Below are 23,422 nucleotides of genomic sequence, written 5' to 3' on the forward strand. Positions count from 1 at the left end.
CTTAAATAAAGGTCATTCTTTTCCATTAAGGCCGTCATATATCCTTCAAAAAATATTTTTCCAGAAACTCTTGCATTGTGCATATATATTTCATATAATCAGAATGCAAACGGTTGCACTTATGTTGCATATTTATTTTTTACTTTATTAGTAAAATGTATTCGGTTTCAGCCATGCATTTTTATTTTCTTATCAATGTAAGCCCATACACAGAGGAGGAGCAAGTCATGAAGAGTTTATTTTCATTTGATTTCTGGCAAAAGTTCGGTAAAGCACTTATGGTAGTGGTTGCCGTTATGCCTGCTGCCGGAATCATGATTTCTTTAGGGAAATTAGTAGCGATGATCGGAGGGGACGTCACCCTTGTCATGACCATCGCACGAGTAATGGAGGATATCGGATGGGCGATCATCACGAATCTTCACATTTTATTTGCAGTAGCCATTGGGGGATCCTGGGCTAAAGAACGTGCCGGCGGTGCCTTTGCTGCCCTAATCGCATTCGTTCTAATTAACCGGATCACTGGTGCGATCTTCGGAGTAAACGCTGCCATGTTCGATGATCCGAACGCAGTAGTAAACTCATTGTTTGGACAAGATCTTCTTGTAAAAGATTATTTCACATCAGTACTTGGAGCTCCGGCCCTTAACATGGGAGTTTTCGTTGGAATCATTTCCGGTTTCCTCGGAGCGAACCTGTTCAATAAATATTACAACTACAGCAAATTGCCTGATGCTCTTGCTTTCTTCAACGGAAAACGTTTTGTACCGTTCGCTGTTATCGGCGGATCTGTCATTACTGCAATCGTCCTGTCTCTTGTATGGCCTTTCGTTCAAGGTTTGCTGAATGACTTCGGTAAATGGATTGCATCTTCTAAAGATACTGCACCAATCATTGCACCATTCATCTTTGGGACACTTGAGCGTCTGCTCCTTCCTTTCGGATTGCACCACATGCTCACGGTTCCGATGAACTATACTGCTCTTGGCGGAACGTACACCGTTCTGACTGGATCAAGCGCAGGAACAGTCGTTTCCGGTCAAGATCCGCTATGGCTTGCTTGGATTGCTGACTTGAACAACTACCTGGCTGCTGGAAACCAGGCTGGATACGAAAAACTATTGAACGACGTTCACCCTGCCCGCTTTAAAGTAGGACAAATGATTCTTTCAACTGCTTCTTTGATCGGTATCGCTTATGCCATGTACCGCAATGTTGATAAAGACAAGCGCAAAAAATATAAATCCATGTTCCTTTCTGCAGGTCTTGCCGTATTCCTTACTGGTGTAACAGAACCGATTGAATTCATGTTCATGTTTGCTGCACCGCTATTGTATGTTGTTTATGCCATTACAACAGGACTTGCATTCGCACTGGCTGATATCATCAACCTGCGCGTCCACTCTTTCGGATTCATCGAGCTGTTGACTCGTACGCCGATGATTTTCAAAGCTGGATTATGGATGGATTTCGTCAACTTTATTATTGCATGTGTTGTGTTCTTCGGACTGAATTTCGGAGTGGCCCATTTCCTAATCAAACGCTTCAACTTCCCTACACCGGGACGCAACGGAAACTACATCGACAACGAAGATAGCGAAAAAACTGGCGGAGCTGTACAAGAAGGTTCCCTTGCCCCTGCCATCATCGAGCTACTAGGCGGAAAATCCAACATTACGGATGTAGATGCCTGCATGACACGCCTTCGCGTGACGGTTAAAGACTCATCTCTTGTTGCCGGCGAAGGTAAATGGAAAGAACAAGGCGCACTTGGCCTGATTGTTAAAGACAAAGGTGTACAAGCTATCTACGGACCAAAAGCAGACGTCATCAAATCTGATATCCAGGATTTACTGGGAGCATAATATGAAATTGCTGACTCTTAACTGCCATGCCTGGATCGAAGAGAACCAAATGGAAAAGATAAGAACTCTAGCGAAAACAATCGCCGAAAAAGACTATGACGTTATTGCGCTTCAGGAAGTGAATCAGTCTATAAATGAAGAAACGGCATTTGGCCTTGTAAAAAAAGATAATTATGCCGTCGTTCTTCTTGATGAACTCGACAAGCTCGGTGTCCATGGATATGAGCTTCACTGGGGCCAATCACACATCGGCTACGATATTTATGAGGAAGGTTCGGCCATGCTGTCGAAATTCCCAATCAGGGAAACTCATTCCTTCCTTATAACAAACAGTACAGACACGGCCTATTGGAAGACGAGACGGATTGTCGGGATAACGGTTGAAGCTGAAGGAGAGCTGATCTCCTTCTACTCCTGCCACCTCGGCTGGTGGGATGATGCAGAAGAGCCATTTAAAGAGCAGGCTGTATCTCTCCTCCGTCAGGTTCATAAAGAACACCGTTTCTTCCTGATGGGTGACTTCAACAATAACGCCCACATTGAAGGTGAAGGCTATGACTACTTAAAAAGCCAGGGCCTCCTGGATACGTATGAACTCGCTGAAGAAAAAGACAGCGGCATCACTGTTCCAGGAAAAATAGCCGGATGGGAAGAAAATGAAAACCCGCTTCGAATCGATTTGATTTTAACCAATCAGCCACTCAGGGTAATGCGTTCTGCCGTGATCTTTAACGGGGTGAATAAGGCTGTTGTATCGGATCATTTTGGAGTGGAAATCGAGATCACAATATAATATAGAAGGAAAGCGGTCTGCAGAATGTTCTGCGGGCCGTTTTTTTTTATGGGTAAGGGAGGCTGGTGCAGCTGTAGTTCGCTTGGCATCACACTCCTTTTCCACCTTTGCCTGGCATTCTTGCCTGGCATCACACGCTTTTCCATCTTTGCCTGGCATTCTTGCCTGGCATCACACCCCTTTTCCATCTTAGCCTGGCATTCTTGCCTGGCATCACACCACTTTTTCATTTTGCCTGGCATTCTTGCCTCGCATCGCACCCCTTTTCCCACATTGCCTGGCATCACAACAACCAACACAGTCACCACCACCAAAAAAAACCGGGCTCCCAAAAGGAAGACCGGTTTTTCCATTTATTCTTCTATTCCTGTCTTTTTCCGAAACTTACTAAAGACCTCATACACAATCGGTACAATCAAAAGGGTAAGGAGTGTTGAACTAGTCAAACCGCCAATAACGGTGATTCCAAGTCCTTTGGAGATCAGGCCGCTTCCTTCGAGTCCGAGTGCCAGTGGTGCAAGTGCTCCAATCGTGGCAATGGCAGTCATGAGGATTGGTCTTAGACGGGTTGTTCCGGCCTCGAGGATCGCCTCGCGGGTTGGGATTCCCTCTTTTTCTTTATGGATGACGCGGTCAATCAGGACGATCGCGTTTGTTACAACGATTCCAATGAGCATCAGTGCTCCGATCATAGAGGAGATACTGATCGTTTCTCCTGCAATGTATAATCCGGCGAGTGCTCCGATTACAGTGAAAGGCAGGGAGAACAGAATCGCAAATGGCGCGAGGCCGCCGCCAAACGTAATGACGAGAATCAGATAGACGATCGCAATGGCTGCAAGCATCGCAAGTCCAAGCTGGGAGAAGGACTCCTGGATGTCTTCGCTTACTCCACCCATTGAAAGATCGACTCCGGATGGCTGCTTCACATCATTTATTTTTTCTTGAACGGCTGCTGATACCTTCCCTACATCATCCGCTTTGATATCTCCGGATACGGAGACGCTGATTTTTCCATCACGCCGGGAGATGGTATCAGAGGTGGAACCTTCTTTCACCTCAACAACATCTTTAATGGCGACTTCCTTTCCTAGAGAGGAAGCGACTTTTTTGTTCGTCAAATCTTGAATGTCTTCCAGCTTTTCTTCTTCAGCCTGCAGATAGACATTTACATCTTTTCCATCTTTTTTAATGGTGGTTACAATTGGACGCTTTGTTTCCTGGCTTAGCTCCATACCGATTTGACCGGCAGTGAGGCCGAGCTCGCTAAGCTTTTTCTGGTCAGCAACGAGCGTAAATTCTTCATATGTCTTGGACAATCCGCTCTTCACATTTTCAAGATCGCTATTGTCTTTAAGAATTTTTTCAACGTCTGCTACAACCGGCTTGATGTCATCAATATTTTCGCCATTGACAGACACTTCAAGTGAATTGCTGCTGCCGCCTGAGGAGAAGCTTTGGGAAGCCCATTCTCCTTTTGGCGTCCTTTTTTGGAGATCCTCGATGACCTTTTCTTTTTCAGCCTCGAAATTTTCAGTGTCATCTTTATATTGAACAAAGAAGAGCGCTTGGTTTTGAGCTCCCGGATTCATCGGGTTTTCTCCGCCAAGAGAATATTGAATCGTCTCTGCCCCTTTGCGACCGTCAAAATATTTTTCTGCATCAAGGGCAATTTTTTCTGACTCTTCACGGGTTTGTCCAGGTTCAGGATTGTATGTCGCCATCACCATTTTCTCCTCTTCATCCGGAAGGAAGCTGACTCCAATCAGAGGAACCAATGCAAGGCTTCCGACAAGCAGCAGGATGGCAATACCTGATGTGATCCATTTATGATTCAGGGACCAGTTTAGGACTCTTCTGTAAAAGCCTGATAGTTTTCCTGGCTTTTCTTCTTCTTTATGATGCTTCTCGTTTACTCCCTTTTTGAAGAAGGAGTGAGCCAGCATTGGTACGAGAGTGACTGCCACCAATAAAGAGGCAAGCAGCGAGAACACAATGGTAAGCGCAAAAGGAAGGAACAGTTCACCAATCATTCCTTTTACGAGACCAAGCGGAAGGAAAACCGCAATTGTCACAATTGTGGAGGACATAATTGGGATAAACATTTCCTTTGTAGCGGATTTAATCAGCTCCGCTCCTTTAAGCGGCTCCCCTTTGAGAGACATTCTTCTGAAGATGTTTTCTATAACCACAATGGAGTCATCGACTACCCGTCCAATCGCGACAGTCATTGCACCAAGCGTCATTATGTTTAGAGTAATATCCATCTGATTCAATATCAGTACCGCAATCAGCAAGGAAAGCGGAATGGAAATGACAGAAATAATGGTTGTCCGGATATTCCTTAAAAATAAGAGAATGATCAGGACTGCAAATCCAGCCCCAAACAATGCTTTGCTCAGCATCGTATTAACGGATTTTTCAATTGGTTCTCCCTGGTCAAAGGTCGATGTAAAATGAACGCCCGGATAGTCTTTTTCTAATGCTTTCACCTGTTTTTCAACAGCATTAACGACATCTACCGTATTGGCATCCTCTGATTTGATGACCTGGAAGCCGATGGATTCCTGACCGTTTGTACGTGAAATCGATTCTGCCTTACCGACTATCTTAATGTCTGCCAGCTCACTAAGCTTAACTGTAGGAAGCTTGGCGGGCTGAGCAGCTTCAGGCTGTGCCTGTGGCGGCTGTCCTGCTGCACCTTGCTGCGGCGGAGCTTGGCCGCTGCCCTGCTGAGGTGAAGTTTGTGCATTTCCTTGCTGAGGTGATGCCTGTGCACCTCCCTGCTGCTGACCCGGTCCTTGCTGTGCTGGAGCTTGCTGGGCGGACGAGCTTTGAGGGACAGCTGGTATCTCCATATTTTTCAAATCATCGATTGTGGATATATTTCCATCAACAACGACCGATTTTTCTGTATTTCCAAACGTGTAAAGACCAAGCGGGGATGTGACATCCGAGCCTTTAATCATATTTTGAACGGTTTCTTCATTAAGGCCGTATTTTTTAAGCTGATCCTGTTTGAAGACAAGCTGTGCCTCTTCTACCTGCTGGCCTGTCAGCTGGACAGAACCGACGCCTTCCAAGCCTTCGAAGGATGGCAGCATTTCTTCCTCTGCCTTTTTCGTGAGCTCTTGCAATGATTCTTTGTCGCTTGAAGCACTTAGAACAATGACAGGGAATGCGTTCAGACTAAGCCGGGAAACTTCAGGTTCTTCAACTCCATCGGGCAATTCCAATGAACTTAAAGCATCCTCTGCTTCCTGCTTTGCTTCGTCCATATCCTTTTCATACCCGTATTCGATTTGCAGGGATGAGACGTTCTGGAAGGAGGACGAGCTGACTGTGCTGACTCCATTTAAGTTCTGAAGCTTTTTCTCCATCGGCTCAGACAGTTTGTCAGCCACCTGCTGGGGAGTAGCTCCAGGATAAACCGCAGTAACGGTTAAGAGCGGAGTATTAATGTTGGGGATCGTTTCAAGCTTCATATTCAGCCCGGAATACAGGCCTGCTGCGGTTACGATAATGGTAAGCAGCCATACGGCAAATTTATTTTTTAATGAAAAGCCGATTATTCGATTCATTGCTGTCCTCCTATGTAAATTGACTGGTCGGTCATAACCACCTATAATATAACTGACCGAATAGTCATAGTCAATGGATATGATGTGAACAAATGAACAAACTGCCAGATATACTCCGGGGAGCGACGAGCATGAATGAAAAAGAAATGATCATTATGGATGAAGCCATTAAATTATTTGCAGAAAAGGGATTCCGTGCGGCTTCTATACAAGAAATTGCTACAGCAAGCGGCATTTCGAAAGGTGCTTTTTATCTGCATTTTAAATCAAAGGAAGCCCTGCTGCTTTCTATCCTGCAGCATCATCACCAGCAATTTGAAGAACAGGTGGCGCTGATTGAAAAAAAGGAACTGAATTCAAGGGAGAAGTTTACTGAATGGATGTCGCTTACCTTTGATGAAATCTCCAAACACCGCGAATTTATTATTACCCAGATCAGGGAACAAACTGTCCCGTTTAATAAAGAGATTGAAAACTTTTTCCGCCAGAAGGAGTGGGAAAGCTATTTAATGTTCGAAAAAAATCTGCTCGGAATGTATGGAGAAGAGATCCGGCCGTTTTTGGGAGATTTGATCATCCTTGCAAAAGGAATGGTCCGGTCTTATCTTGAACTGATTATCTTTGACGTGCTGCATTTCGACCGGTCTCAATTAGCTTCCTTCCTGCTTGAGCGGATGGATCACCTTGTGAAAGGCTTTTTCAAAAGCGAGCTCGCTCCCATTGTTTCCGGACAATCCATAAAGGTCATGTGGAAATCCATTCGCACAGCAAAGCTCGGATCTGTTGAATACGTTCTTGAAAAGCTTCAGGAGACAAGAAAATTGGCCAATGATAACGAGGACATCATGGTAACCTTAGATGTACTGGAGGAAGAGCTTCAAAGTGAACAGCTTCGAAAGCCCGTTGTTAAAGGGATGCTAACGAACTTAGAGCAGCAGGAAGCATTTAAAGAATTCGCAGGTACTGTCAGAAAGTACATTCTATAGCAAAAGGAGCCGCAAAAGCCGGCTCCTTTTTTTAATCTATTAGTTAAATACCGTTGCCGCCCATTCAGGGTGATCAATGAATGGATTGCGGTTATGCTGATAATCGTTGTAAATGACGTCATTGCGGTGGCGTTCCCAATCACTTACAGGATCCTGCTGATGCCATTGCAGAAGAACGGATTTCTTACCCATATAAGGAGCAGATCCATTGTTCACACTCTCATTCAGCTCAAGATTCGGTTCGCCGCTGTCGCCTTCATAACGGACAGCCATGTAGAAGATCATACGTGCTACATCACCTTTAACTTCGTCGCGAGGCTCCCATGAATCGCTGTCGAAATAGTTTCCAAGTGCTTCTGAGTGCTGGGATCCGCCGTTATCAAAATCCAGGTTTCCTCTTGAGCTATTTACGGAAACATCTGTCGGACGAAGATGATGAATATCTGTTCCCGGTCCCATTGCTGTTCCAAAGTCGCCGTGCGATTTTGCCCATACATGTTCGCGGTTCCAATCGTTTACATTGCCGCCGTTTGTCATTTTGCTCTGTGAACGGCCTGTATATAAAAGAATGACATTATTTGAGTTAAGCGGGTCTTCATCAGTATGGCGCAATGCATCCCATACTGCGTCGTAAGAAAGCTCCGTGTGGTCATCAATAATATTGTGCAAAGCAGATTTTAGTGAAGCTCCTGTTTTACCAATGGCCGGATTGTAGTATGTGCCGTCATAAGGAGACGGAGTCGTTGTTCCGCCGCCGTCAGAGCCGCCGCCATCATCTGTAGGGACGGTCCCGCTTGCTTTTTCCATTTGAACAGGGCTTTTTAATCCTGCATGGGAAAAATAAGCAGATAGGCTGCCTGTTGCTTTTATTGCCTGGCCTTTTAAAGAAGGATTAGACTGAAGGCCGAACGTACTGCGGTAAGAAGTGGAAAGCTGAACATAAATCATATTGGCCGGGTTTGTTTCGCTTGGAGAATCCGCCAATGCCACTGCATAATCATTTGGATAGCTGCTCGTTATAACAGTCGCTGCTGCTGTGGGCTGTCCCACTACATAGCCTTGAACTGTTTTGGAAGAACCATTTTGATTGCTTATTGCCTGTGAAACAGAGAATGGGCTTGCCCAAGTACCGCTTCCAGTGACGGCTTCCGTTTGTGCAGGCGCCAGCATAGAAAGGATGAAAATAAAGACAAAAGATAGCGAGATGAGTGGCTTTACTCTTTTTTTCAACGTCGTTCCTCCTGAGATTAAGTTCTCCCTGTATCCAATCGCCAAAGTTTTTCTCTTTTTCTAGTATTTTTCATTTCTATTATTTCTTTTTTCTGAATGGAGCCACAAGTTCCAATAGTAGCAATCCACTCAAGGCTAAAGTCCCGGATTTGCAGAGACTGTCGAAGATGATATGAAAATGAGGAAAATACAGAATTTACATATTTTTCTGAATTAATTATAATGAAGTGGATATAGACACTTGTCTAAAAGGAGGAAATGGATTGGACATAAAAGAAGAGGCTCAAGTACAAGCCGAAAGAAATAAGGGGGCACGCATTGACTATACGGCCATTGCTGAATCACCAGCCTTCCAGATTCTGCTCGCTAAAAAGAAGCAATTTATTTTGCCCTTATCTTTATTTTTCCTCGCATTTTATTTTACCCTGCCTGTTCTCACCGCTTATACAAAAGTTCTGAATAACCCTGCGATCGGAGCGATTAGCTGGGCATGGGTATTCGCTTTTGCCCAATTTATTATGACATGGGTTTTATGCTCTCTCTATTCCAAAAAAGCTGCTTCATTCGACGAAATGGTTGAAGAAATCCGCGAGGAAGCAAAACAATAGGAGGATTATATGAATCTATTAGCCTTTTCTCTGTTTCTGGCGATTGTTGCCTTAACCTTGATTATTACCTATTCTGCTTCCAAACGGACAAAGACAACGAGTGATTTCTATACAGCCGATGGATCGCTGACAGGCTGGCAAAACGGTCTTGCCATCGCAGGAGATTACATGTCTGCTGCTTCGTTTTTAGGAATCGCCGGAATGGTAGCGCTTTCAGGTTTCGATGGATTTTTCTACAGTATCGGATTCCTGGTCGCTTATCTCGTGGTGCTTTACCTTGTAGCCGAGCCATTAAGAAATCTCGGAAAATACACAATGGCAGACATGATTGCCGCCCGCTTTGATGATAAAAAAGTTAGGGGTGTAGCTGCGCTCAATACGATATCGATTTCTATTTTCTATATGATTGCACAGCTTGTAGGAGCTGGGGCCTTGATTAAACTGCTTTTAGGAATCGACTACATATGGTCTGTATTAATTGTAGGAACCTTAATGACCGTGTATGTTGTGTTCGGAGGAATGACTGCTACGAGCTGGGTGCAGATTGTAAAAGCACTTCTCCTGATGATTGGAACCTTTATTATTTCAGTGATTGTTTTCGCGAAGTTTGACTTTAATATAATGAATATGTTTGAGGAGATGAAATCTGCTACTCCTCTTGGGGAAGCCTTTTTAAACCCTGGAAACAAATTCACAAACCCGCTCGACACCATCTCTCTGAATCTCGCATTGGTACTCGGGACAGCCGGGCTTCCTCATATTTTAATCAGGTTCTTCACAGTAAAGGATGCCATTACTGCGAGAAAATCAGTTGTTTATGCTACGTGGATCATCGGGATCTTTTACGTTATGACCATTTTCCTTGGCTTCGGAGCTGCTGCTTTTGTAGGCTATGACCGGATTGTAGAAGCGAATGCAGCAGGAAATATGGCTGCGCCGCTGCTTGCTCAAGCCCTTGGGGGAGACTTCCTCTTTGCCTTTGTATCCGCCGTAGCGTTTGCCACCATTCTCGCTGTAGTGGCCGGACTGGTTCTCTCAGCTGCATCCGCATTCGCTCACGACTTTTACAGTCATATCCTGCGTAAAGGAAAGGCAACGGAAAAGGAGCAGGTTGTGGCAGCAAGATGGGCATCCATTGGAGTGGCGATTCTATCCATTATCCTTGCGTTATTTGCCCAGAAAATGAATGTGGCGTTTCTTGTAGCCCTCGCCTTTGCTGTCGCGGCAAGCGCGAACCTGCCAGTGATTCTGCTCACGATCTTCTGGAAGAGATTTAATACGGCAGGAGCCATTACCGGGATGCTGACCGGCCTATTAAGCTCTCTCATCCTAGTCGCCATCAGTCCGAATTTATGGTCACCGGAAGCAGGAGCGGCCATTTTTACCGGCACTCCGCTGATCACTCTGACGAATCCGGGAATTATCTCGATCCCTCTAGGGTTCCTTGGCGCTTTCCTGGGGACCGTCATTTCACGCAAAAAAGAATCGGAGCGGAAATTCGATGAAATTGTCGTAAGGGCGAATACCGGGATTAAAGGAGAGTATAACTAAACGCAAGACCCCCCTCAACCAATTTGAGGGGGGTTCTTGAAATTATAGGGCTTGCCTGATTCTAATGGCCTCCTAAATAAGCCATTTTCACCTGCTCGCTCGCATTCAGCTCATCCGGATGACCGGAAATGACGACTTTCCCTGTCTCCAATACATAAGCCATATTAGCAATAGAGAGGGCCATATTGGCGTTTTGCTCAACAAGCAGGATGGTCGTTCCGCTTTTATTAATCTCTTCAATGATCCGGAAAATCGTTTTGACAAGCAATGGCGCGAGACCCATAGAGGGTTCATCAAGAAGAAGGAGTCTGGGGCGGGCCATTAATGCGCGTCCCATAGCAAGCATTTGCTGCTCTCCTCCGGACAGTGTTCCGGCCTGCTGCTTGAGTCGTTCCTGCAGACGCGGAAACAGGTCATAGACCATGTCAAAATCGTCTTTAATTCCCTTTTTATCTTTTCTAAGGTAAGCCCCAAGCTCGAGATTTTCTTCAACGGACATGTTGGCAAAGATCCTTCTGCCTTCAGGAACATGGGATATTCCCTGTTTTACGATGGTCTGTGCGGCCTTTCCGTTAATATTCTTTCCTTCAAACTGGACCTCGCCTTTTTTAGCCTTTAAAAGCCCTGAAATGGTTTTTAACAGCGTGCTTTTCCCCGCACCGTTTGCTCCGATCAGTGTCACAATCTCTCCCTGGCGGATTTCAAGGGAAACCTCCTTCAGAGCCTGAATGTGGCCATAATACACGTTGATTCCTTCTACTTTCAGCATTATGAAACCTCCTCGCCCAGATAGGCCTCGATGACTTTAGGATTGTTCCGAACTTCTTCCGGGCTTCCTGATGCAATCATTTGACCATGATCCAGTACGTAAATACGCTCGCAAACTCCCATCACAAGCGGCATATCATGTTCAATTAATAAAACGGTCAGGTTAAATTCTGTTCGGATAAACCGGATTAGCTCCATTAAATCTCTCGTTTCCTGCGGATTCATTCCGGCAGCCGGCTCATCGAGCAAAAGAAGCTTTGGGCGGGCTGCAAGGGCTCTGGCAATCTCCAGCCTCCGCTGCTGTCCGTATGGGAGGTTTTTAGCCTTCTCATCCCGATACCCGTCCAATTTAAATATTTTCAAGAACTCCAGTGCTTTTTCTTCCATTTCCTTCTCGCCGGTGAAATGGCGCGGCAGCCTGAATATGGATTCAGCAATGGAGTGCTTTGATAAAGAATGATAGGCCACCTTTACGTTATCAATTACAGATAGTTCCCCAAACAGACGGATGTTCTGGAAGGTGCGGCTGATTCCTTTTTTCGTAATTTTATAAGGTGCCAGATTTTTCAGCACCTTTCCCTCTAAAGAAATGCTTCCCTCTGTTGGAACATATACACCTGTAAGCAGGTTGAAAAATGTAGTTTTCCCCGCTCCGTTCGGACCGATTAAGCCAGCCAGTTCTCCTTCGTGAAGCTCCATATTTACTCCTGACACCGCCTTCAGGCCTCCGAATTGGATGCTCACCGAATCTACCTTAAGCAGGGGTGTTGTGTTTTTCATCTGTTTGGCCTCCTTGTGCAGGTTTCTGCTTTTTGAAGAAGGATGTAATTTCCTTTGTCCCCATAACTCCTTGCGGACGGTAGAGCATCATTACAATCAGGACAAGGCTATAAATAATCATCCTTGTTTCCGGATAATCCTGAAGGAAGGTTGATACAATCGTCAGGAGGATTGCGGCAATTACCGCCCCCGACATGCTTCCTAAACCGCCAAGTACAACAAAAATTAAAATATCAAAGGATTTCAGAAATCCGAAGTTTGATGGCTGAATAATGTAGAAATTATGGGCAAACAATCCCCCTGCGATACCTGCAAAAAATGACCCGATGACAAACGCAACGACTTTGTAATAAGTCGTATTGATCCCCATGGCGTCCGCAGCCGTTTCATCTTCCCTGATGGAAATACAGGCTCTTCCGTGAGTAGAATTTGTAAAATTGCGGATCACGATAATCGTCAGAAGGAGGCAGCCGAAAATCCATGGCCATGTTGTCAAATTGGAAACCTGCATTCCGCTTGCTCCGCCTACATAATCCATGTTCAAGAGCATAATTCTCACAATTTCTCCAAACCCGAGTGTCGCGATGGCCAAGTAATCGCCCCTTAGCCTAAGAGTCGGAATCCCGATAATTAAACCGGCAACAGCAGCGGCCAGTCCTCCAGCCAGCAGAGCTAAACCGAATGGCAGCTGCAAATTCATCGAAAAAATTGCGGATGCATAAGCACCAACTGCGAGGAATCCGGCATGGCCAATGGAAAACTGTCCAGTAATCCCGATAATTAAGTGCAGGCTGACTGCAAGAATAATATTGATGGCAATGGTGTAGATGGCATTCACGTAAAACGGATTTAATATTCCCCCGGAAATAAGAATTTGAAAGAGGACAAAACCAGCGAGTGCACTTCCAATAGAAAGCCAAAAACCTAATCTGTTTTTTTGTTTAGCCATGGCTCACCCCTACACTTTCTCTCTCATATTTTTCCCGAACAACCCAGATGGACGGAAAATGAGAATGAGAATGAGAACGATAAATGCTACTCCGTCGCGCCAAAGCGAGAATCCCATAGCGCTTACTAAGGATTCAATGACTCCAAGGACAAGGCCGCCGACCATCGCTCCGGGAATAATGCCGATCCCCCCCAGAACAGCTGCTACGAATGCCTTAAGCCCGGGAATAATCCCCATTAATGGTTCAATTTTTATGTAATACACCCCAAAGATGACACCGGCTGCTCCCGCGAGTGCGGAGCCAATGGCAAATGTGGCGGATATTGTATTATCAACGTTAATCCCCATTAGCTTTGCTGCTTCTGCATCATGGGACACAGCTCGCATCGCTTTGCCGATTTTCGTACGATGCACGATAAATTGAAGCAAAATCATCAAAAGAACGGAAATGCCTAAAATAAACAATGATTGCGAGCTTACGCTTAATCCGAACAGTTCAATCGTTTCCTTAGGCAGGACAGTGCCTGGGTATGCTTCCGGCTGGGCACCGCGGACATAAATCATTCCATATTCAATAAATAACGAAACTCCGATGGCCGTAATCAAGGCAGCGATCCTGGTGGCATTTCGAAGGGGCTTGTACGCAATTCTTTCGATCATCATCCCGAACAAGGCACAAACTGTCATAGCAAGAATAAGAGCCGGGAAAAATGGAAGCTTCAAAACTGTAATGGAATAAAAACCGACAAACGCTCCAACCATGAAAACATCACCGTGAGCGAAGTTAATTAATTTTACAATTCCGTAAACCATCGTATAGCCTAACGCGATTAAAGCGTATATACTGCCAAGCGATATGCCGTTAATCAGCTGCTGGATATATTCCATCGCTAACTCTCCTTATCGTGCTTCTTATTTTGTTTGGATAAAAGCGAAAAAAGGAAAGGGGGACAGACCCCCGTTCCATAAAGGAACTCCTTATTCCGGCTCTACGTTTGTTTTAAACTGCTGCTGTCCGTCTTTGTATTCAAGAATAGCAGCCGATTTAACCGGATCATGGTTTTTATCCAGCGTCAGTTTTCCGGAGATAAGCGCCAAATCTTTTGTATCTGCCAGCGCCTTTTGAATCTTCACAGGATCTGCGCTTCCTGCACGCTTAATAGCATCTGCTAAATAGTAAGCCGTATCATATCCCAGGGCTGCAAAAGCATCAGGGGATTTATCTTTGTATTTCGCTTTGAATGCATTGACGAATTTCTGAATTTTTTCATCTGGATCTCCAGCTGAGTAGTGATTTGTGATAAATGTATTGTTCAAAGCATCGCCGCCTGCAATTTCAGCCAGCTTAGGAGAATCCCAGCCGTCTCCGCCCATAAATGGCACATCAATGCCAAGCTCACGGCCCTGCTTAATGATCAGACCCACTTCCTCGTAATACCCCGGAAGGAAAACAAAGTCGGGTTTAGATGATTTAATTCTTGTAAGAGTAGCGCGGAAATCCGTATCTTTTGCAATATACGCTTCCTCAATCACAATTTTTCCGCCCGCTTTTGTAAAGGACTCTTTAAAAGCAGCAGCCAAACCTTTAGAATAGTCACTGGCAGAATCGATGTATACGGCCGCTGTTTTCGCTTTCAGCTCATCTGCTGCGAAGTTAGCCGCCACCGTCCCCTGGAATGGGTCGATGAAACATGTTCTGAACGCGTATTCATTAACCTTGCCATCTTTATTTGTGATTGCCGGGTTCGTGCCGGTCGGCGTAATAAGAGCAACCTTATTTTTCGCAAGAATCTCTACCTGCGCCAGTGTATTTGTACTTGTAGCAGCTCCTACTACAGCTGCTACCTTATCCTGGCTCACAAGTTTAAGCGCTCCTGAAGTTGCTTCGGCTGCTTCTGATTTATTATCAACTTTAACAAGCTGCAGTTTTTTCCCATCAATGCCTTCTTTATTGATTTCTTCCAGCGCAAGCTCCAATCCTTCTGAAACAGATTGCCCATAGGAAGCCACCCCGCCTGAAAGCTCAAGATTCGCTCCAATCTTAATCGTATCTTCAGCAGAACCTCCTGTCTGCGCACCGCATCCTGCCGCTATTCCAGTTAATAAGGATAAAGATAGAAAAATTCCAGCAAATTTTTTCTTGTTCATCAGTCATTGCCCCCCGTTTTTACTTGCTTAGAATGGTAGATTCTTTCCCTCTCTGTTAGTATTTCGAATAATTACAATAAAATTAATATTCTGAAAATATTTTACATAATAGATTCTATTCCGTCTAGTAGTATTGGTCGTCTTTCCTCCACTTTATTCCTACAAAATACGACATATTTTTTAGGTCTTATTGACCGTTTTACACGTATTTTCACTGTTTTTCTACGAATATGACCTATTTTACTGGAAAAACATGCTAACAGGAGGCGGTTTTTAGCGCAGAAAAAGGCAAACAGAACGCTAACTTTCATAAGAGATTCATAGAATCACTTTTGAAATCATATAAGTAAGCCCTCTTCGAGAATCAACAAAACAGAAAAGGAGACGATTATAAATGAAGCCATCCTTTTAATATGAGTTAATTTTATAAAGCAAAATGGGCTGCCCAAACAGTCCTGCTGAAAAGAAATGATTAAAATTGAAACCCCCGGGTAGCTGTGTGTGCATTCCCGGGGGTTTATAAGGCACTTTGAACAAGAATCGATGATTGGAGCGGAAACCAGCCAACACCAATCCAATTTCAAAAAGAGAAAGGAGCTTCTCCGGACAATCCCTTATTCCTATATCCTTCTTTGAGCATGAGGGGGCTGTTCGAGCCATCCCCGGTCGATCATAAGCTTTGCTCCCTCTTCCACAAACAGCAGAATATCTTTCATGAGAAGCATGTAATGCATACTGACGTCTCTTCTCATTGAAGCGGAGAGAGACCTTCCCAAAAGCCATATTGCAGTTGAGGTAGAGGTGGTAATCATAAACATGTTAAGTTTGTCAGAAAACGGATTGACCGTTGTATCCGTCACCTCTAATGAAACAGGCAGCGTTCCTAAATGGCCTTCTTCTTTGAGCAAATCATTAAAGGTATCGATTTGTTTTTGGGCAAGCTTCCGCCCTTTTACAAAAAACTCCTTCACATCGTGATCCTTGCACGTTTGAATGAGGCCGATCAAATGAATCATTCCAATGTAATTCCGCTCAATAATGAAAAATGCCTCACCTAATTCAAAAGCGTTTAAAGGCCGCTCCTTCAGCCAACCGTTCATAAACGAATTTTTTTGAACTAACTCAGCCCGTTCAGGATACGGAATTTTGGGAGGGCGGTCATAAATTCCTTTTGAGAGCATCAAGTCTACCGCTTTCCTGTAAATCTTTGTGGCAGCTTCTTTTGTTTGTTCAAAGAAATCAAGCAAATCCTTCCGGGCCACTGTAATAAATGAATACGCATACCCCATCATTCCAAGCTGGCTGACACGGTATACATAGCTGAGGGCATATAGATCCGTAAACAGAGGAGGTGCTTGTTCATCCAGATCTCCCTCACCAAAACCAAATGGAATGGGAAAATTCTCTTCTTTGAACGTTTTTTTCAATTGATTGATTGAGGAAACTGACAAATCATAAGCTTCCTGCACGATTGGTTTTATCTGTTCATCCTCCATGTAAATGAGGAAATGCTTGAGAAAACAGGAAGAGGCAGTCTCCTGCATATAGGCTGTCCACAGAGCAGAAATTTCCGGAGTGGTTAAATTGATATTATGCTGGACCAAACGAATGTACCTCCACCCATTTTTTTCTTACTATGTGCAAAAGGTCCTTTTTTATTCATTAGACAAAGTGTTTGTTCTGGATATCATTTTCATCATTGTTTAGAATTTCACTTATAAACGAAGGAGGAATGAGAGTTGAAGATAACCGTATTTGGAGCAAGCGGAGGAACCGGAAAAGAATTTGTGCGGCAGGCGGCAGAACAGGGACATGAAATTAAAGCATTCGTCAGAACTCCTTCCAAATTTCCCTTTCAGCAAACACCGAATGTAACGATGATTGTTGGAGATGCATTGCAGTTTTCCGCTGTTATGGAAGCCGTTAGCGGCAGTGATGCGGTTGTATCCTGTCTTGGTGCGGATGGCTTGGGGAAAACCACTGTACTTTCAGAAATGACCGGTCATATTATCAGGGCAATGCAACAGAATGGAGTAAAACGCCTGGGGTACGTGGCATCGGCTGGAATACATCGGGAAATTCCCGGTTTAAGAGGAAAAATGGCTGCCATGGTTCTTCGAAATGTTCTGGACGATCACCTTAGAGCTGCTGAGCTCATGAAAGAGTCGGATCTAGAATGGACGATAGCCCGTCCGATGCGATTGATGGACGAACCGCTTACCGGAACCTACCGCACATCTATGGACAGCGTGCCGAAAGACGGCCAAAAAATCAGCCGGGCGGATGTCGCTCATTTCATCCTCTCCTCAATTGATAATGGTACCCACATTCGGGAATCAGCAGGGCTCGCATATTAAAACGGGAATGTTTCACATGGAACAAAAAAAAGAAGCGTCTTATCGAACGCTTCTTCTACGTTTATTCATCATTTTCTTTACAATCGGGTAGATAATGGGGGCCCATTTCATTACTCGTCTAATTAGTTTACCCATGTGGATCCCTCCTCATTTATCTATACCATTCCCAACTGCCCTTCTCTATAAACTTATGTGTAAATTTCATTATTTGCAAAGCCCTACTTTTTAATAATCGGCACCCATACCTCTGACCTGTAGTCAGCGGCAAAGGGATTTCCATCCTTAGGGTAAACTTCCATTTCAGGACCCGCTGCATGCTCGTATCCAGTGGAGGGGAACCATTCCGTGTAAATTCTCGACCAAACCTCCTGAATCGCCCCCGGCATCGGTCCGATCGATTCAAACACTGCCCATGTGAGAGAAGGAATCGTACGGACCTCTAGATCCTCTGCTTCAGCATGCGACGGATTCTCCGCTCCAATCATGTATCTCATTTCTTCTTTTTCCTGGTCAAAATCCAAGCAAATACCGAGAAAGCCCATAGGCCCGGTTAAAGGAGCCAGTCTCTCACTCAGCCCGTTGATTTGATTGGATTCTTCCCAAAACTGGCTGATAGCCCCATGCTGCTCTCCATTTACCATTGATGCCTTGATTGATTTTCCAACCACTTTAAAGCTTTCCTTGTCTACAATATGATAGTTCATTTCTTTTTCTCCCTTCAGCTGAATTTGAAACGAAAGCCGGGGATAGGCTTTAAGGATGCGGCCGGTCTGTCTAGCTTCAGTGGGACTCATTCCATGTGCTTTCCGGAACGCTTTTGAGAACGATTCTGGCGTTTCGTAGCCATATTTCAAGGCAATATTTATGACCTTCGCTTGAGAATGGGTAAGCTCCTGTGCAGCCAAAGTCAATCTTCGCTTTCTTACGTATTCACCCGGGGTAACCCCTGTGACCATTTGAAACATCCGGTGAAAATGAAATTTGGACATGCAGGCAGCCGCCGCTGCTTCTTCCATACTGATAACGGAATCCAATCTCTTTTCCAGATAATCGATACTGTCGTTCATTCGGCTCAATGCTTCCATCCCCGTACCTCCTTCTCTCTATTGATTTTATCAGCCGGGAATTGTTCCTGCCTGTCATTTCTTGCTCTTAAGTAACCCGTTCAGCTTCTTATACATCCGTTCTTTAAGAAAGAGACCCTTCTGAAATGAAAAATGACAAACGCAAAAAAGACCAGCCTTTTGCTGATCTATTTTTCTGCAGATAATATTTTTGATAATGGCTTAAACCCTTCATCCTCCAGGCGCAGGTCATTTATGCTTCTCTTCATATGCTGATCAATCAGAATGTGAAGGTCTTCTGCATTCTTTTCTTCCATAGCCTGGACCATTTTTTCATGTTCGGCAGCCCGCGCATTGTGTTCCGTCTCAACCTGATAAAACACATCAAGTAAAAATAAGTACACGTTGTTTTGATTCAACAGCTGTTCCATGTAGCGTATAAGAAACTTATTTCCGCTTTTTCTTGCCAAATACAAATGAAACTCTTTGTTCAAATGAACATATCCGTTCAAATCCTTGCTTTTATAGGTCTCCTGCTCTCTTTCAAGCAGATTTTTCAATTTTTCAATATCGGCAGCTTCCAGTTTGTCGAGTCCGTACTTCACAGCCATATGCTCAAATTCTCTTCTCATATCAAAAAAAGACAGAATCTCATCTTTAGATGGATGGACAACATAGGATCCTTTATTGGGGATGATTTCGATTAACCCTTCTGCCTCCAGCTTTTGGAATGCCTGTCTGATTGGCGTTCTGCTTACTTTCAAAGTTTCCGAAATCGTCTGTTCCACAAGCTGGGTTCCGGGGGCAATTTTTCTGGCCAATAGCGCTTCTTTGAGATTGCTGTACACCCGCTGCTCTGTTGTTTGTTTTTCTTTCAAATCCCTCACCCTTCAGCCTTAATTACCGCACATAGAATAATTTTCCTTCTTTCATCATAAACGAAAAACCGATGGGGCAAAAGAGGTCCTGGCATATTAAGCAAACGATTTGAAATTCCGGCCCATGATTTCATTCATGTTGTGGATGGTCACGAAAGCATCCTCATCAACTGATTGAATATACACTTTCAAACGATGGAACTCTCTTCTGGCCAGGATCGTCGTGATGACTTCCTTTTCATCGTTTGAGAAAGCCCCTTTTGCTGTATGCACAGTCGCTCCTTTGTTCAGGTTCAGGAGAATAAACTGCTTAATTTTTTCACTTTCCGCACTGATAATCACCACTTCTTTATTTTCGTTCATCATCTGCATGGCATAGTCGATTAAAAAGCCTTTTATTAAAAGGCCCAGCAAGGCATACATCCCGGTTTGAATGCCAAAAACGGCCGCAGATGAGGCAACAATCGAAATATCTGCAAGCAGAACGGCCCTGCCCATCTCCATATGAGTAAATTTATTAATGATCCTGGCAACAATGTCTGTTCCCCCGGTGGATGCGTTTTGGCTGAAAACAAGAGCGCTTCCGAATGAACCGATAATCATGCCTATAATCAGCTCGATCAAAGCATCATCGCTCATCGGCTTGTCCATCGGGAAAAATATACTGAAACCCCAAACGAGCAGGCTCAGGGTAATACTTGAATAAAGGGATACGGCTCCGAATGCAGACCCAATAATGAGAAATCCGATCACAAACAGAATGCCATCCAGCATCAGCATTATTTGGCCTACAGGAAGCGGCAGGAAGTGCTGAATGACAATCGATAAACCGCCTGTCCCTCCAGCAGCAATATTATTGGCAGACAAAAAGAAATGAATATTAATGGCTACAAAGATCAATCCGATATTTATTTTCAAAAATGATAAGATTTTTGGACTCATTCGGAGACCTCCTTTTCAGGATTATTGTCGTTCGAAATTGTTCAACAATCCAGATTATATCGGCCTGAAACCAGGATGTAAATGATAATTTCCCGGTTAAGCCCTTACATTGGGAAATTTATTTTTTGAAAAAGAAAAAAGGAACCGTTAACCCCCCTGACGAATGGTATTAGTAGAAAATGGAAGCTATGTTCTGTTGAAAATAAATGCAGCATGCAATGCAATGAGTATATGTAGCCATAATCAAAGTTCAGGTTGATTTATCCCAGAATTCCAGCTGGTATTTAAATAAGTGAAGAACAGACCTTATGGATTGCCGGCTGCGCTAACATAACAGGCCAATATGGGGGGATTAAATTGCCGGATGACATCAATCAAGAAGTTTTAAGGGGATTAAAGAGTATGAATGAGAGGATTGAGAAGCTGGAAAGTGGAAAAGGATTATCCGCTCCTATGAAAATACTCGCTCTCATTCTCGGTTTTATGATCATTGGCCCGCTGGCTGTATCTTTGATTGGACTTTTATTCAATTAAAAAAGCCGCCCATCACAGGCAGCTTCTTACGCTTGCATCTTTTTCAAAATGTACCCGATCAATTCCTCCATCGGACCATCATCCATTGTCTGAAGGATTTCCGGCTTAACGAGCTGGATTTTTTTCATTTCGTAATAATCATACAAGGCTTTCTTAACCGATAATCCTTCTTCCATAAGGAAGGCTGGATCGAGCAGGCGTTTAAAGGCCGTTTCATCCTGCATAATGAGAAGCGCAGGATTGATGGAATGGAAAACGCCTTCCTTTATTCCCTCCTCGTAAAATTTCTTTATGTGCCCCTGTCTCCGTTTTCTTCCAGCTGTAATCTCCTCATAAATATCCGGACAGCTTTGTCTTAAATCCCTCATGAAGATTCCGGAAGTATAAATAGCAGAAAGTGCTCCCTGCTGAAATACTTTCTGAAACCGGTATGTGTAGCTGAACTCTATATTTAGAAGGGTTTCATCCACCTCTTGCATATAATCGGTGAACACTTCCCCTACCTTTTGAATAATTTCTTCCTTTGATGAGAAATAATTGTACAAAGTGGCTTTGCTGACATTCATGAGCTGAGCCATATCCTGGATGGTCATCTTGCTGAAGCCTTGTGTCCGCATCACGTTCATCAGCTTCTTTGCATAAGACGTTCTCATTACATCGCGCTGTTCGTCATCTATTTTTCGCATTCTTCCACACGCCTTTCTGTAAAAGTGAGCTGTTCCTATTACAACATTTTAGACCATATAAGTCTAGTTAGTTTACAATGTTTCCTCATCAATGGTAGAGTGAGGGCATCAACATTTTAGACTAGTTTCAAAAAAATAGTACAAAATAAAGGAGCGGTTTTAGATGAATACAGATTTCAGCAAAATTTATATCAATGGAGCATGGAAATCAGGTTCCGGCGACCGGTCGATTAAAAATATAAATCCTTTCAATCAAGAGGACATTTTAGAGATTAAGCCAGCTTTAAAACAGGATTTGGACGATGCGTATAAAGCGGCAGAGCTGGCTCAAGTAAAATGGGCTAAAGAATTGCCGCAAGTGAAACGGGCTTTGCTTGAAAAGGCTGTCCAAATTATGGATGAACAAAAGGAGATCTTCACAGATTGGCTTGTTAAAGAATCAGGCAGCACTGTTTTTAAAGCAGAAGCAGAATACCGTGCAGCCATGAACGTACTGAAGGAAGCCGCGACCTTCCCTTACAGAATGGAAGGCAAAATTCTCCCTTCACAAACGCCTGGCAAGGAGAATCGGGTGTACCGCGAACCGCTTGGTGTAGTCGGAGTGATCAGCCCTTGGAATTTCCCGCTTCACTTAGCGATGAGATCCATCGCTTCTGCCATTGCTACTGGCAATAGTGTAGTCATTAAACCGGCTACTGAAACTCCCGTTACAGGAGGGCTTATATTCGCAAGTCTCTTCGAAGCGGCAGGTGCGCCTAAAGGATTGGTTAACACGGTTGTAGGACGCGGTTCAGAAATCGGGGATGATATGGTGACACATAAAACACCCCGCCTCATTTCATTTACCGGTTCCACAGAAGTAGGGCGCCGGATCGGCAAGCTTGCTGGCGGCGAATTGAAAAAAACTGCTCTTGAGCTTGGCGGAAACAATGTATTTATCGTGCTTGAAGATGCGGACATTGAGCAGGCAGCAGAGTCGGCTGTCTTTGGAAAATTTTATCACCAAGGGCAGATTTGCATGGCCATCAACCGTATTTTTGTTCACAGCAGCATTTATGATCAATTTGCTGAGCGTTTCATTGAAAAAGCAAAAGAATTGAAATATGGAAACCCTGCTGAAGCCGATACAAAAGTTGGTCCGCTGATTAACCGCGGCCAGGTTGACCGCATTTTAGAAGATGTAAACGAGAGCGTGAAACAAGGTGCAGAGTTGCGTCTGGGCGGTAAAGCGGACGGAAATGTTCTTGAACCTACCGTTTTGACAGGCGTTACAAATGATATGCCGATTGCCGTGAACGAAATTTTCGGACCGGCAGCCGCTTTAATTTCCTTTGATTCAGAAGAGGAAGTAATTGAAATGGCAAATGCAATGCCATACGGATTAAGCGGTGCTGTGCACTCTTCTTCCATTGAGCATGCAACACTTGTTGCCCATGAAATTCACACTGGCATGATTCACGTCAATGACCAGCCAGTAAATGAAGAACCGCACATGCCATTCGGAGGAGAGAAGGATTCCGGGATTGGCCGATTCAATGGCGAATGGGCTTTAGAAGAATTCACAACGGTTAAATGGGTATCCGTGCAGCATAACCGCAGAAACTATGGTCCATTCTTTAAATCATAATAGAAATGAACCGGGTACCGGCTCCTTAGTGGAGCCGGTATTTTCTATAAGTCTAATAATTGACAATTTTACAAA

21 protein-coding genes are annotated in these 23,422 nt (G+C 44.2%); 8 read left to right on the forward strand and 13 right to left on the reverse strand.

Annotated elements, in window-relative coordinates; all coding sequences use genetic code 11:
• The first annotated feature begins 227 nt into the window (after positions 1 to 227).
• On the forward strand, positions 228 to 1,865 hold the full coding sequence (locus WCV65_RS20305; RefSeq protein WP_338778969.1) for a PTS transporter subunit IIBC: 1,638 nt from the start codon (positions 228 to 230) through the stop codon (positions 1,863 to 1,865).
• 1 nt (position 1,866) lies between these two features.
• Positions 1,867 to 2,658 carry an endonuclease/exonuclease/phosphatase family protein gene (locus WCV65_RS20310; protein WP_338778970.1) on the forward strand — a complete coding sequence of 264 codons (792 nt, stop codon included), beginning with the start codon at positions 1,867 to 1,869 and terminating at the stop codon, positions 2,656 to 2,658.
• Here the strand turns inward: WCV65_RS20310 and WCV65_RS20315 are convergent.
• Together WCV65_RS20315 and WCV65_RS20320 are read right to left on the reverse strand one after the other, a co-directional pair.
• Positions 2,625 to 2,954, reverse strand: a complete 330-nt coding sequence (locus WCV65_RS20315) for a hypothetical protein (protein WP_338778971.1) — start codon at positions 2,952 to 2,954, stop codon at positions 2,625 to 2,627. The two genes, WCV65_RS20310 and WCV65_RS20315, sit on opposite strands and share 34 nt — an antisense overlap.
• Positions 2,955 to 3,011: 57 nt before the next feature.
• Positions 3,012 to 6,239, reverse strand: coding sequence for an efflux RND transporter permease subunit (locus WCV65_RS20320; RefSeq protein WP_338778972.1), 3,228 nt, complete (start codon positions 6,237 to 6,239; stop codon positions 3,012 to 3,014).
• 131 nt (positions 6,240 to 6,370) lie between these two features.
• Between WCV65_RS20320 and WCV65_RS20325 the strand changes: the two genes are divergently transcribed.
• Complete coding sequence (locus WCV65_RS20325; protein ID WP_338778974.1) at positions 6,371 to 7,225, forward strand: helix-turn-helix domain-containing protein; 855 nt, start codon at positions 6,371 to 6,373, stop codon at positions 7,223 to 7,225.
• 39 nt (positions 7,226 to 7,264) lie between these two features.
• Here WCV65_RS20325 and WCV65_RS20330 read toward each other — a convergent pair whose 3' ends face one another.
• Positions 7,265 to 8,395, reverse strand: coding sequence for an endonuclease (locus WCV65_RS20330; RefSeq protein WP_338782384.1), 1,131 nt, complete (start codon positions 8,393 to 8,395; stop codon positions 7,265 to 7,267).
• A 329-nt stretch (positions 8,396 to 8,724) separates the two neighbouring features.
• On the opposite strand from WCV65_RS20330, the gene WCV65_RS20335 reads away from it, so the two are divergent.
• Together WCV65_RS20335 and WCV65_RS20340 are read left to right on the forward strand one after the other, a co-directional pair.
• Positions 8,725 to 9,063, forward strand: coding sequence for a DUF485 domain-containing protein (locus WCV65_RS20335; RefSeq protein WP_338782386.1), 339 nt, complete (start codon positions 8,725 to 8,727; stop codon positions 9,061 to 9,063).
• Between the two features lie 9 nt (positions 9,064 to 9,072).
• Positions 9,073 to 10,614, forward strand: coding sequence for a cation acetate symporter (locus WCV65_RS20340; RefSeq protein ID WP_035410307.1), 1,542 nt, complete (start codon positions 9,073 to 9,075; stop codon positions 10,612 to 10,614).
• Between the two features lie 61 nt (positions 10,615 to 10,675).
• Here the strand turns inward: WCV65_RS20340 and WCV65_RS20345 are convergent, their stop codons facing one another.
• The 6 genes from WCV65_RS20345 to WCV65_RS20370 form a co-directional block, all read right to left on the reverse strand.
• Positions 10,676 to 11,383, reverse strand: coding sequence for an ABC transporter ATP-binding protein (locus WCV65_RS20345; protein WP_338778977.1), 708 nt, complete (start codon positions 11,381 to 11,383; stop codon positions 10,676 to 10,678).
• On the reverse strand, positions 11,383 to 12,162 hold the full coding sequence (locus tag WCV65_RS20350) for an ABC transporter ATP-binding protein (protein ID WP_035410313.1): 780 nt from the start codon (positions 12,160 to 12,162) through the stop codon (positions 11,383 to 11,385). Before WCV65_RS20350 ends, WCV65_RS20345 begins: the two co-directional genes overlap by 1 nt.
• The gene (locus WCV65_RS20355) at positions 12,137 to 13,111 is read right to left on the reverse strand and encodes a branched-chain amino acid ABC transporter permease (RefSeq protein ID WP_035410317.1); all 975 of its coding nucleotides are present in this window, start codon (positions 13,109 to 13,111) and stop codon (positions 12,137 to 12,139) included. Before WCV65_RS20355 ends, WCV65_RS20350 begins: the two co-directional genes overlap by 26 nt.
• 9 nt (positions 13,112 to 13,120) lie before the next feature.
• Positions 13,121 to 13,999: a branched-chain amino acid ABC transporter permease gene (locus tag WCV65_RS20360; RefSeq protein ID WP_035410320.1), complete on the reverse strand. Its 879-nt coding sequence runs from the start codon at positions 13,997 to 13,999 to the stop codon at positions 13,121 to 13,123.
• A gap of 90 nt (positions 14,000 to 14,089) precedes the next feature.
• Positions 14,090 to 15,259: an ABC transporter substrate-binding protein gene (locus tag WCV65_RS20365; protein WP_338778983.1), complete on the reverse strand. Its 1,170-nt coding sequence runs from the start codon at positions 15,257 to 15,259 to the stop codon at positions 14,090 to 14,092.
• Between the two features lie 620 nt (positions 15,260 to 15,879).
• Positions 15,880 to 16,863, reverse strand: a complete 984-nt coding sequence (locus WCV65_RS20370; RefSeq protein ID WP_338778985.1) for a DUF3231 family protein — start codon at positions 16,861 to 16,863, stop codon at positions 15,880 to 15,882.
• Between the two features lie 135 nt (positions 16,864 to 16,998).
• Here WCV65_RS20370 and WCV65_RS20375 point away from each other — a divergent pair, with 135 nt between their 5' ends.
• On the forward strand, positions 16,999 to 17,616 hold the full coding sequence (locus tag WCV65_RS20375) for an NAD(P)-binding oxidoreductase (protein WP_338778988.1): 618 nt from the start codon (positions 16,999 to 17,001) through the stop codon (positions 17,614 to 17,616).
• 218 nt (positions 17,617 to 17,834) lie between these two features.
• On the opposite strand, the gene WCV65_RS20380 is transcribed toward WCV65_RS20375, so the two are convergent.
• The 3 genes from WCV65_RS20380 to WCV65_RS20390 form a co-directional block, all read right to left on the reverse strand.
• Positions 17,835 to 18,701 (reverse strand): AraC family transcriptional regulator, encoded by an 867-nt coding sequence (locus WCV65_RS20380; protein WP_338778990.1) that lies wholly within the window; start codon positions 18,699 to 18,701, stop codon positions 17,835 to 17,837.
• A gap of 167 nt (positions 18,702 to 18,868) precedes the next feature.
• Positions 18,869 to 19,558 (reverse strand): GntR family transcriptional regulator, encoded by a 690-nt coding sequence (locus WCV65_RS20385; RefSeq protein WP_035410334.1) that lies wholly within the window; start codon positions 19,556 to 19,558, stop codon positions 18,869 to 18,871.
• A gap of 96 nt (positions 19,559 to 19,654) precedes the next feature.
• A complete protein-coding gene (locus WCV65_RS20390) occupies positions 19,655 to 20,500 on the reverse strand; it encodes a YitT family protein (protein WP_035410337.1) in 846 nt (281 codons plus the stop codon).
• Positions 20,501 to 20,857: 357 nt separating this feature from the next.
• On the opposite strand from WCV65_RS20390, the gene WCV65_RS20395 reads away from it, so the two are divergent.
• The gene (locus tag WCV65_RS20395) at positions 20,858 to 21,034 is read left to right on the forward strand and encodes a hypothetical protein (protein WP_338778993.1); all 177 of its coding nucleotides are present in this window, start codon (positions 20,858 to 20,860) and stop codon (positions 21,032 to 21,034) included.
• A 26-nt stretch (positions 21,035 to 21,060) separates the two neighbouring features.
• On the opposite strand, the gene WCV65_RS20400 is transcribed toward WCV65_RS20395, so the two are convergent.
• On the reverse strand, positions 21,061 to 21,720 hold the full coding sequence (locus tag WCV65_RS20400; protein ID WP_338778995.1) for a TetR/AcrR family transcriptional regulator: 660 nt from the start codon (positions 21,718 to 21,720) through the stop codon (positions 21,061 to 21,063).
• 163 nt (positions 21,721 to 21,883) lie between these two features.
• Between WCV65_RS20400 and WCV65_RS20405 the strand changes: the two genes are divergently transcribed.
• The gene (locus WCV65_RS20405) at positions 21,884 to 23,347 is read left to right on the forward strand and encodes an aldehyde dehydrogenase family protein (RefSeq protein ID WP_338778997.1); all 1,464 of its coding nucleotides are present in this window, start codon (positions 21,884 to 21,886) and stop codon (positions 23,345 to 23,347) included.
• Positions 23,348 to 23,422: the final 75 nt, after the last annotated feature.

Source organism: Metabacillus sp. FJAT-52054, assembly GCF_037201815.1.
In the GTDB taxonomy this organism is placed as follows: domain Bacteria; phylum Bacillota; class Bacilli; order Bacillales; family Bacillaceae; genus Metabacillus_B; species Metabacillus_B sediminis.